This is a genomic window from uncultured Imperialibacter sp. (assembly GCF_963974565.1).
GTDB lineage: Bacteria > Bacteroidota > Bacteroidia > Cytophagales > Cyclobacteriaceae > Imperialibacter > Imperialibacter roseus.
The window spans coordinates 20937-27751 of record NZ_CAXBCJ010000036.1; the positions used below are offsets into that span (position 1 = coordinate 20937).

Annotated in this window: 5 protein-coding genes and 1 pseudogene; 3 read left to right on the plus strand and 3 right to left on the minus strand. The window is 45.9% G+C overall.

All coding sequences use genetic code 11. The annotated features are described in order from the left end of the window. Nucleotides 1-82: 82 nt before the first annotated feature. The 3 genes from AAC052_RS27315 to AAC052_RS27325 form a co-directional block, all read right to left on the minus strand. Entirely contained in the window at nt 83-2461 is a 2379-nt protein-coding gene (locus tag AAC052_RS27315; RefSeq protein WP_339816305.1) for an FtsX-like permease family protein, read from the minus strand. A gap of 74 nt (nt 2462-2535) precedes the next feature. Then, nucleotides 2536-3315, minus strand: a complete 780-nt coding sequence (locus tag AAC052_RS27320; RefSeq protein WP_317491483.1) for a LytTR family DNA-binding domain-containing protein — start codon at nt 3313-3315, stop codon at nt 2536-2538. Further along, nucleotides 3312-4385: a histidine kinase gene (locus AAC052_RS27325; protein ID WP_339816308.1), complete on the minus strand. Its 1074-nt coding sequence runs from the start codon at nt 4383-4385 to the stop codon at nt 3312-3314. The genes AAC052_RS27320 and AAC052_RS27325 overlap by 4 nt, the downstream gene beginning before the upstream one ends. Before the next feature lie 183 nt (nt 4386-4568). Between AAC052_RS27325 and AAC052_RS27330 the strand changes: the two genes are divergently transcribed. The 3 genes and pseudogenes from AAC052_RS27330 to AAC052_RS27340 all read left to right on the plus strand — a co-directional run. Continuing rightward, a complete protein-coding gene (locus AAC052_RS27330) occupies nt 4569-5033 on the plus strand; it encodes a VOC family protein (RefSeq protein WP_317491481.1) in 465 nt (154 codons plus the stop codon). A 147-nt stretch (nt 5034-5180) separates the two neighbouring features. After that, nucleotides 5181-5750, plus strand: coding sequence for a hypothetical protein (locus AAC052_RS27335; RefSeq protein WP_317491480.1), 570 nt, complete (start codon nt 5181-5183; stop codon nt 5748-5750). A 284-nt stretch (nt 5751-6034) separates the two neighbouring features. Further along, a pseudogene (locus AAC052_RS27340) lies at nt 6035-6815 on the plus strand (hypothetical protein); the annotation flags it as partial.

A 6815-nucleotide genomic window follows, 5' to 3' on the forward strand; every position in this document is an offset into this window, starting at 1 on the left:
ATTGATAGTCATTACTCCATTTACGCTATCACTCTACTGCCCGATTAAAAAACTATGTTCTAGCGCAAGAAGACAAATCGTGTTACTCACACCTCAGCGCTTCCACCGGATTCACCCTCGTGGCCTTCACCGATTGAATGCTGATAACCGCTGCACAGATTCCAGCAAGAACAACCAACGGCAGCACCAGCATCCACCAGTCGACCTCAATGCGGTAAGCGAAGCTGCCAAGCCACTCGGTGAGGAGGTAGTTGGCAACAGGAATGGACAGCAACGCCGCCCAGGCGACAAGCGCAATGTAGGATCGTGAGAAAAGCAGGAGAATGCCGCCAGCACTGGCTCCGAGTATCTTTCTGATGCCTATTTCCTTATTTCGCCGCCTCACCTCGTAGGCTGTGACGCCAAGCAATCCTAAACAGGCAATGAAGATGACTATGCCTGTAAATACGGCCAGGAGGCTAGCTCTTTTTTCATCTTCTTCATACTGAAGCTGAAACTTACGATCAAGAAACGTCCAGACAGGCAACTCTTCTCCAGCCACTTCCCAGGAAGCCTCCTGAATGATGTCCATCGCTTCAGAAAATGGGCCATTGTAGCGCACCAACATATTCCGAGACGGCATATTGTAACGAAACACCAAAGGTTCCAGCTTATCGTGTAGTGAAACCACATGGAAGTCTTCCGCCACACCAATAATTCTGTCACTCCAGTCATGCGACCAAAGGCGCTTGCCGGGAACATCTGCTATCTTCCAACCGGCGTGCTCTACAAAGGCCCTGTTGACTAAAACGCCCGCATGAGTAGTGTCGACCTGGGACTGATAACGAAAATCACGACCGGCCAGCACTGGCACCTTTATAGTACTAAAAAAGCCTTCGTCCACCCACAACTGCTGTATAATCTCCGTTCTCTCTCCCTCGTCGGTCTCATATGTAAAGTCATTTACCGGTGGTTTTTCTCCCAGAGCATCTGTCATCGAGGCTACTCCGCCAATTTGAGTGTAAGTCATCAATCTTTCCCGGAGAGGATGATAGTTGCCAACGGCGGCATTGGGCAAATTAAACAACAGCACCTGTTCCTTTTCGAAGCCCAGGCTGTAGCCGCTAATAAACCTTAACTGTGTATACACACCAGTGATTCCGACTATCATCAGCAGGGAAACAGATAGCTGCAGCACAATCAGCGCTTTTCTCAACGACAATCCACCTCCCGACTTACCAGCGGCGTTAGTTTTCAATACTTGAACAGGTCGGAAAGAGGAAATAACAATGGCGGGGTAAGCACCTGAGAGAATGGTAATGATCAAAATAAAGAACAACACCAAAAAAGGCGCCTCCCAGCCTACCAACAGTTCAACCGGTAGCTTGTCTCCGGTGAAGTGCTGAAAAACAGGGTTCATGACAACCAGTGTGGCTGCAGAAAGCATCGTTGCCAACAGCACGTACACAAAAGCCTCGGTGAAAAACTGCATCCTGAGTGCGTTGGAGCCTACTCCAAAGGCCTTTTTCACACCAACCTCTCTGGCTCTTTTTTGTGACTGGGCCGTAACAAGATTAACATAATTGATAATAGCCAGCAGCAACAAAAAGCACCCAACAATCGCAAAACCCTGAATAAATGCCCTGTTGCCTTCGTTGGGTTGCATTTCAAACTCAAGTCGGGAGGTATAATAGATATCCGTGAGCTTCTGAGTAGAAAAAGTGATCTTGCCACCCCCCTGCTGCTCAAGCTCCGGGGCCATGTTTTCATCAAATGCCTGTTGAAACACAGGAGTGAAGTCCTCTCCTGGGTTTGACAACAGCAGGTAAGTACACCAGTTCCAGTCTCTCCAGTTGGTTGGTTTTGAATCATCCCAAAGGCTCACCAGCGCATTTGGCGTAAAGTGCCCTTTCTGGTTTACATCTTCAATTACACCTGTCACCTTATATTGGGTACCGTCGTCTCTGGAAATAACCCCACCGACTGCTTTGTTAACTTCGCCAAAATACTTTTCAGCCAGCGACCGGTTCAACACGATGGTATTGTGAGGCACAAGTGCCGTAGCCCTATCTCCAGCAAGCCAATCGTAGGTAAACATGTCCAGCACCCCCTGGCTGGCGTAGAACAACCCATGTTCGGCCACCACTTCATCGCCCTTCACCACCTGAAAGCCAGCATGAGGAATCGACCTCAGCATGGCATATTCCTCTACCGAAGGGGCATGTTCTTTCATAAAGTTGCCCAACGCAGCCGGCACCACAGCCACCGCCCGTGTATCGTCGCCAAAATTGACGTCCATCACTATCCGAATGATTCTGTCCTTGTTTTCGTGATACTGGTCGTATTGTGACTCATTGTAGCTATAGGCAAACAGCAAAAGGGAGGCAGTAATACCCACTGTAAGCCCGAGCAGGTTCATCAAAGAGTAAATCTTGTCCCTTTTGAAAACCCGAAAAGCAATGGTGAGGTAGTTTTTGATCATGAGTCAAATCAAATGGTTAAAGGTTTTGGCTCAAAACAAATGCAGTAAATCGCAAGGGACATGCAGTCAGCCGATTAGTTCATCCACTTTTGAAGGGAAGCTGAATAACTTCTGCTCGACTTTACTTTGACTCCACTCTGTAGAGTTATTAGATGGTCGTTATTCCCCACAGACTCAATAGAATGAATATAGGAAGTATTCACTATGCTGGACTTGTGCACCCGCAGGAAAGTGGTTTCGGGTAGCCTGGCTTCTATTTTTTTCATACTTTCTCTTACCAGGTAGTATTTGTCCTTTGTGTGCACTTTCACATAGTAGTCGTAGGCTTGTATCCAGATAATGGAAGCCCATTCGATAAAATACAACCTGCCATCAGCCTTGATGACGAGCTTACCTGAAAGCCCATCACTATTGACCACACTGTCAGATCTGGCGTTGTCAGTAGATAATTTAGCTATTTGCCGTATTTCTTTTGGCGCACCCGTCCCCTTATCCAAAAACAGACTAACATGCGCAACCGCCTCGTCAAGTCGCTCTTTGGTAAATGGTTTGAGCAGGTAGTCCAGCGCATGCACTTCAAATGCTTTGAGCGCATACTCGTCGAAGGCCGTGATGAACACAAAAGCAGGCAAGGGCGGTTCAAGGCTGTTGACAACTTCAAACCCGTTTACCTGGGGCATTTGTATATCCAAAAACACCAGATCGGGCCGTAGCGTGTCAATTTGCGTAATAGCATCAAGCCCATTAGCGCATATTCCAACAACCTCAAGCTGCTCATAAGCCTTCAGCATGAGAAAAAGACCTTCTCTGGCTTCCTTTTCATCATCAACTATCAAGCAGCGGACTCTTTTCAATGCCTTTCTAATTTTGAGGGTATTTCAATAACTATCTCTACTCCACCGGGAAAATCCGTTGTGGTAAACGAGAAGCTGGTGCCATAAATATAGCGAAGCCGGTGAATAGTGTTGATAAGGCCGATACCCGACGAGTCCGTCAGCGTCCAACCTATGAGCCCTTTACCGGAATTAAACACTTTTAGCTGAACAGATTGCCCGACTACTGCTGCATTTATGCGCACCGAAGGTTCATCAATTCCACTTTCCCTGGCAAATCTAAAAGCATTTTCCACAATGGGTTGTAGGAGCAGCACAGGCACCATTGCAGCATTCGCTCCATCCGCCACATCAACAGAAATGGATACTTTATCATCCCTCAGCCTTTCAATTGTGATGAAATTCTCAAGTAGGTCAAGTTCTTCCTGAAGCCTGATCATCTGTTCCTTATCCCGTCGCATCACTTTTGACAAAATAGTACTCAGACTCACCAGAGCATCGACTGAGGCTTCCTTTTCGCCTTTTCTAACCATCATGGCAACATTGTTGAGCGAGTTGAAAAGAAAATGCGGCCTTAGTTGATATTGCAAGCTGCTCAGTGCTCCTTCCTTTAGCTGGTTCTCTAATTCCAGCACCTTCTCTTTATCTCTCACTATCTGATCCTTTTGCCTTAGTAGTACCACAAAAAGCAGCTGCAGAAAATAAAAAAGCGTGCATGGCAAAATAAAAACCCAATCCGATGCATAAACCAAAGGCAGGTTTGAAAAATTGAAGTGTTCATTGACCTTAAATAGCCTTTCGAAAAGGATAGCAACAACCGGCGCCAGCAAAACCAATGAGAGACCGTAAAGAATGCTTATAAGACAAGCCAGCATCAGTTTCTCCCTCTCTTTGAAGGGCATTAGCCATTCGCAGGTATTGTACACAGGAACGACTAATAGCAACGCCACCGCTCCAAAGCCCAGCGGCCAATACATAATGGGTAAGTCGGCTCTTGCTCCATCTCCCGAAATACCGCCGACTAACTGTACCGTTAAGGCAAGCAGGGTGCAAATCACAATTAGCCCGGTTAAAACCTTCTTTTCTGTCATGAAAACAATAAAAGTACTAGCTTGTACTTCGGGTCACTCCTGAAATTGATTCGCTTGAGTCAGGCAACGAACCGTTGATTAAAGAAAGAAAGAACCCAAGGAATTACCAGATTGTGGCTTATATTTCTTTATCAAACTGGCAGAACACGCCACAATTAAACTGTCCTTAAACAAACACTTAAAATGAAACACATTTTCGCCACCCTTGCAGTATCACTCATTTTCTGCGCTGGCAGCTTTGCCCAGTCCACTCAGAACTTGCCGTCGCTGTCTTTCGATCACTATGCGCTCTACGTTAAAGACATGAACGTTAGTGCTGAGTTTTATATGAAGGCCCTTGGTCTGAAAGAAATGGATTGTCCGATCAAAGACGGCAGACACCGTTGGTTCTACCTGGGCAATGGACAAGAACTTCACATCATTCAGGGCGACAACAGCAAAATCCAGATGGAAAAGAACATGCACATCTGTCTGCATACAACAGATATCAAACCCTACATGAAACATTTAAACGAAGTCGGCATCCCATTTGAAAGCTGGCAGGGCAAGTCTGGCGAGTCGAATGTTCGCATTGATGGCGCCAGTCAAATCTACATCGTAGACCCCGATGGCTACTGGGTGGAGATCAATGATGCGAATACGAAATAGCGGGTCTACCAGCAACAGCATAAGCTGATGTCTTGCTCCAACACTTGTCCATAAAAGCTGGGTGCTTCATCGAACGAATCACGGCTTTCACCAAACATGCTCGTCTGCCAGGGTTACTTTGCTTCGTCTCACAAGATTCAATATACTATGTTCAAACCCGTACGCTGGCTAATGGTTTTCTTGTTTCCCTTGCTCAGCTGCAGTAAGGAAGACAATCTCGTTACACCCCATGAGCTTCTTTCAGCCCACACTTGGGTTTCCAAAAACTATGTTTTTGAAGATGTGCCCACGTCGACGTTCAACTGGGACTGCCTGTTTAGTCAGGACATACCCGAATACTCTTACGAGGCGGGCGACTACGGCCGTCTTGAAGTAAGTATGGAGCTAAGCTTTTCCAAAGATAGCGTGTACAGTAGAATTCTGTTTGTCTCGAGGTACTTAAAGTGTGAGGGTTGTAGTGATTATGAGTTTGTGGAACAAACAAGCAGCACCCTTGGGGCCATTTATGTGGCCGAAAAAGATCGGCTGTGGTTTGGAAGCAGACAGGATCCGTTGCAGTACTTTTATCCAATAGAATACAAAAGCAGGAAAGAGATAGTGATCAAGGAGTTTTTCGAAGTGTCGAATGTAGTGGGTAATTCGGAATGCTTTTTCAATGATCAACCTTTGCGAAGTAACAGGCAATATGGTATCGATTTCGTCTTCAAACCGAAATGATTTTGGAAAAATTGCAAAAAAAATATTAGTCGCCAAATAACATTGACACCTGACCAAATCCATCAAGCCCAAAAAGTTCGTATGTAGAAAAAAACGGGCTTCTTCTTTTCCAGAGCCATTTTATTAAATCCTCAAATAGTCCAAGTATGTTATAATTTGTAACATCTAAAAGAGGTTCATTTTCTTGAGATTGTGTGCATCCAGCAACTTTATCAGACCAGCTCTATTAAAATATCACAATTTCGGTTACATTGAAATAGTTTTGTGTACCAACCTTTGAGCTTATGTACCGTTTTAGTCACTATTTGGGCCTCGCCGGGTTCATTGTTATAGCGCTGTCTACTGACGTATTTTGCCAGGGCAATTCTGTTGGCATTAACACCGCCACTCCCAATCCAAATGCAGTCCTTCAACTCGTTTCACCCGACAATAACCAGGGGCTTCTTATTCCTCGTCTTACCACTCCCCAGCGACTAGCCATGCAATTGCAAGCCTCAGAAAAAGGGCTGCTGGTGTTTGACGACACCGAAGGATTATTCTACTATTGGAACGGATCGGCATGGGATAAATTGCTTGTATCGCAAAATCTTCAAACATTATCTCTCACCGGCAGTCTGCTGAAAGTATCGGGAGCTAACGAAGTTGACCTGGCTGGTATTGACACTGACAAACAGAACCTTACATTTGAAGGCACCAACCTATCCATCGAACGGGGCAACACAGTTGATTTAAGCAGTCTTATTACCACCAGCGACGCCGACCCTGAAAATGAACTTCAATCGCTGGAGTTCAGTAGCGGTGTATTGACACTCACAAACGATCCAAACCTGGCTCAGGTTGACTTATCTAATTATGATACTGATGTCACTGACGATTTTGATGGCGACTATGCCAGCCTTGCCAATCTGCCGACTCTTTTTAGTGGCGATTTTGGAGATCTTTCGAATGTACCCGCCGACCTTGCGGATGGAGATGATGTGGATGATGCGGATGCGGATGCCACTAATGAGATTCAGGATATTAGCACAGACGGTACCGCTGGTGACATCTCGCTTTCCAGTGGCT

What these genes read in the sequence shown, in the direction of transcription:
- AAC052_RS27330 (WP_317491481.1), top strand. Translation starts at nt 4,569, where the DNA reads ATGAAACACATTTTCGCCACCCTTGCAGTATCACTCATTTTCTGCGCT.
- AAC052_RS27335 (WP_317491480.1), top strand. Translation starts at nt 5,181, where the DNA reads ATGTTCAAACCCGTACGCTGGCTAATGGTTTTCTTGTTTCCCTTGCTC.
- AAC052_RS27315 (WP_339816305.1), bottom strand. Translation starts at nt 2,461, where the DNA reads ATGATCAAAAACTACCTCACCATTGCTTTTCGGGTTTTCAAAAGGGAC.
- AAC052_RS27325 (WP_339816308.1), bottom strand. Translation starts at nt 4,385, where the DNA reads ATGACAGAAAAGAAGGTTTTAACCGGGCTAATTGTGATTTGCACCCTG.